The following is a 3,135-nucleotide window of genomic DNA, read 5'->3' on the forward strand; positions in this document are numbered from 1 at the left end:
ACCGACGGCCAGCAGGTCATCGTTGTTGCAGGTCGGGCAGACGGTTTCGGCACGCCGCTGACTGCCGCAGTGGTGGCAACGCAGCTCACCGCTGTGACGGTGCAGGGTCATGCGTGCGTCGCAGCGCCGGCATTCCGCGATCCAGCCGCAATCGTGGCATAGCAGCACTGGCGCATAGCCACGGCGGTTGAGGAACAGCAAAACCTGTCCCTGGTTTTTCAGGTGCTCGCGCATGGCGTCCAGCAGTGAGGCGCTGAGCAGGCTGCGCATCGGCTGGCCGCGCAGGTCGAGGATTTTCAGCGGCGGGGCAGCGGCGCTGCCGGCACGTTCCGGCAGGTGCAGGCGCTGGTAGCGTTGTTGTTGCACATTGAACAGGCTTTCCAGCGAGGGTGTGGCCGTGCCAAGCACAATGGGAATATCCAGCTGGCGCGCGCGCCACACCGCCAGGTCGCGCGCCGAGTAGCGGAAACCGTCCTGCTGTTTGAGCGAGGCATCGTGTTCTTCATCGACAATGATCAGGCCGGGTCGCGCCAGCGGGGTGAAGATGGCCGAGCGCGTACCAATAATAATGCCGGCCCGCCCGCTGGCGGCGGCGCGCCACGCATCCAGTCGTTCGCGATCGTTCAGTCCCGAGTGCAGGACTGCAATGTCGGCGGCAAAGCGGGTGCTGAAACGCTCCACCAGTTGTGGCGTGAGACCGATCTCCGGCACCAGCACCAGCACCTGCCGACCGGCTTCCAGTAACGGGGTGATGGCCTGAAGGTACACCTCGGTCTTGCCGCTGCCGGTGACGCCTTCCAGCAGAAAGGCATTGTATTGACCGGCACCGGCGGAAATGCATTCGACCGCCTGTTGCTGTGCCGTGTTGAGCGGGTGAGGCTCTGCATTTAGCGCGTGCGGTGTCGGGCCGGGTTCGCCACTGGCCTCGAACGACTCGATCCAGCCTTTTTCTTCCAGCGCGGCCAGCACTGAACGGGGTGCGGGCAGTGCTTCGCGCGGCAGCCCCTGTGGATAGGCCGCAAGCTCGGTCAGCACCTGTACCTGGCGCACGGCGCGTTTCAGTGTGTCGGGCGATTGTTTGCGGCCTGTTTCGGTAAGCCGCCAGCGTCGCCGGTCGGGTTCGGGCGGTGGCTCCGGCTTGCGCAACAGTACCGGCAGTGCCGTAGCCAGCGCTTCGCCAATCGGGTAGTGATAGTAGCAAGCGGCCCAGTTCAGCAACTGCATCAGTTCGGCGCCCAGCACTGGCGTAGCGTCGGGCAGGATGGTGGCGGTTTTCAGGCGTGAGGCCGGCACCTCGGTGTGGTCGCGCAATGCCAGCACCACACCGACCACTTTTCGACTGCCAAAGGGGACGACAACGCGCATGCCAGGCTGCGCTGTGGCACCTGCCGGGGCACGGTAATCGAAACGCCGGAACAGTGGCGAAGGAACCGCCACTTCCAGAATCTGTGGCTTATTCGCCATGATCAAAATTTTTTCACTCATCCGGTCAACCGCCCGCGACATTGTGCGTTGAAGGGGGTGTACAAGGCAATTCATTCCATCACTGAAGAGGTCAAAACGATGAAAAAAACCATTATGACACTGCTGGTTACAAGCGTTGCACTGCTGGGTAGCGGGCTGGCGAACGCGGGCGACGGGCATTCTCAATATCTGGACCGCAAGGGTGATCGCATCGAACGCAGGCTGGATGTCAAAGGCGACCGTATCGAGCGCAGGCTGGACGTCAAAGGCAACAGAATCGACCGGCGCCTGGATTTTGCCGCCGACCGGGCTGCCGCCAACGGGAAGTACGGTGTGGCGCATCGACTGGATGTTAAAGGCGACCGCATCAACCGTCGGCTGGATGTCCGTGGTGATCGCATCGACCGCCGCCTCGACAATAAGGGCGCGCGTATCAATCATCGCATGGACCACGCCGCGAGGCGCCATTGAGGCCACACTCGCGGAAAAGATGTTATGTCGGTAAATGCGTAGAATAGGGTGCTATCCGCCGGGCAAGGGGGCAGACCACTGGATGCCGGACAATCTATTGATGCATTTCTCGTGGCGACCGAAAAGCGTGCTTTCCGCATGGCCGAGATCGCCACGGGAAACCGCGAGGACGCCCTCGACCTGGTGCAGGACGCCATGCTGGGACTGGTGAAGTCTTATGGCGACCGCGACGCTGCCGACTGGCCGCCGCTGTTCTATCGCATCCTGCAAAGCCGTATCCGTGACTGGTATCGACGTAACCGGGTGCGTAATCGCTTCCGCGTCTGGTTCAGCGGCTTGCGTGGCGATGGTGATGAAGACCACAGTGACGCCATTCAGAACCTGCCGGATACACAGCCCGGTATTGAGCGGCAGCTGGCTGGCGAGGATGCCATGGCGCAATTACAGCTTGCGCTGCAGGCGCTTCCGCTGCGCCAGCAACAGGCTTTCCTGCTGCGCGCCTGGGAAGGGATGGATGTTTCAGCAACGGCTTTTGCCATGGGCTGCAGTGAAGGCAGCGTAAAGACACATTATTCACGCGCGCTACACCGACTGCGCGAACAACTGGAGGACCACTGGCCATGAGTGACGACGACAAGCCTTTTGTCGACCAGGTTCGGCAAACACTGGATCAACACGCCGATTCGCTTGACGAAGTCACCGCCGCGCGCCTTGCCTCGGCACGCCGCAATGCACTGGAGGCGAAGCCGCGGCGTACGCACTGGCTGCCAGTTGCAGCCTTGTCGGCGGTTGCCGCCTCGGTACTGACCGCGGCGTTATTGCTAAACCACGATGCCAGTCTGCCGGGTGTCGACCCGGAAGCACTCGATCTCGCTGCCCAGTCGGAAGACCTGGAACTGATCGAGGAACTGGATTTTTACGACTGGCTGGATACCACACAGGTGAGCGGTTGATTCGATGAAGCACACCGGGTTCGCAGCACTGTATCTGTTGATGGCCAGCGTCCTGCCAATGGCAGTCATGGCGCAGGACGCCATTGAATGGGAATCGCTGAGCGCGACGGAGCAGAAGGTGCTCAAGCCGTTCAGGAAACACTGGGACACACTGCCGCCACAGCGCCAGGAAAAACTGCGCAAGGGCGCCGAGCGCTGGCAGCACATGGGGCCGGAACAAAAAGCCAAAGTCAGGGAACGTTTCAAA

The 3,135-nt window shown here is 61.8% G+C and carries 5 protein-coding genes; 4 read left to right on the top strand and 1 reads right to left on the bottom strand.

The genetic code is table 11. The features are described 5' to 3' along the window. Positions 1-1,485 (bottom strand): replication restart helicase PriA (priA, locus tag ACW81B_RS06995; RefSeq protein WP_491579498.1); only part of this gene is annotated, 1,485 nt, incomplete at its 3' end. A gap of 78 nt (positions 1,486-1,563) precedes the next feature. On the opposite strand from priA, the gene ACW81B_RS07000 reads away from it, so the two are divergent. From ACW81B_RS07000 to ACW81B_RS07015, 4 genes are all read left to right on the top strand, one after another. After that, on the top strand, positions 1,564-1,935 hold the full coding sequence (locus tag ACW81B_RS07000; protein ID WP_491579499.1) for a hypothetical protein: 372 nt from the start codon (positions 1,564-1,566) through the stop codon (positions 1,933-1,935). 48 nt (positions 1,936-1,983) lie between these two features. After that, positions 1,984-2,559 (top strand): RNA polymerase sigma factor, encoded by a 576-nt coding sequence (locus tag ACW81B_RS07005; RefSeq protein WP_491579500.1) that lies wholly within the window; start codon positions 1,984-1,986, stop codon positions 2,557-2,559. After that, positions 2,556-2,888, top strand: a complete 333-nt coding sequence (locus ACW81B_RS07010; RefSeq protein WP_491579501.1) for a DUF3619 family protein — start codon at positions 2,556-2,558, stop codon at positions 2,886-2,888. The genes ACW81B_RS07005 and ACW81B_RS07010 overlap by 4 nt, the downstream gene beginning before the upstream one ends. A 4-nt stretch (positions 2,889-2,892) precedes the next feature. Then, positions 2,893-3,135, top strand: a 243-nt coding sequence (locus ACW81B_RS07015; protein ID WP_491579502.1) for a DUF3106 domain-containing protein, incomplete at its 3' end; no start/stop codon positions are given.

It is taken from the genome of Thiogranum sp., assembly GCF_058323355.1.

Coding starts and splice junctions, on each gene's coding strand:
- ACW81B_RS07010 (WP_491579501.1), top strand. CDS start 2,556: ATGAGTGACGACGACAAGCCTTTTGTCGACCAGGTTCGGCAAACACTG.
- ACW81B_RS07000 (WP_491579499.1), top strand. CDS start 1,564: ATGAAAAAAACCATTATGACACTGCTGGTTACAAGCGTTGCACTGCTG.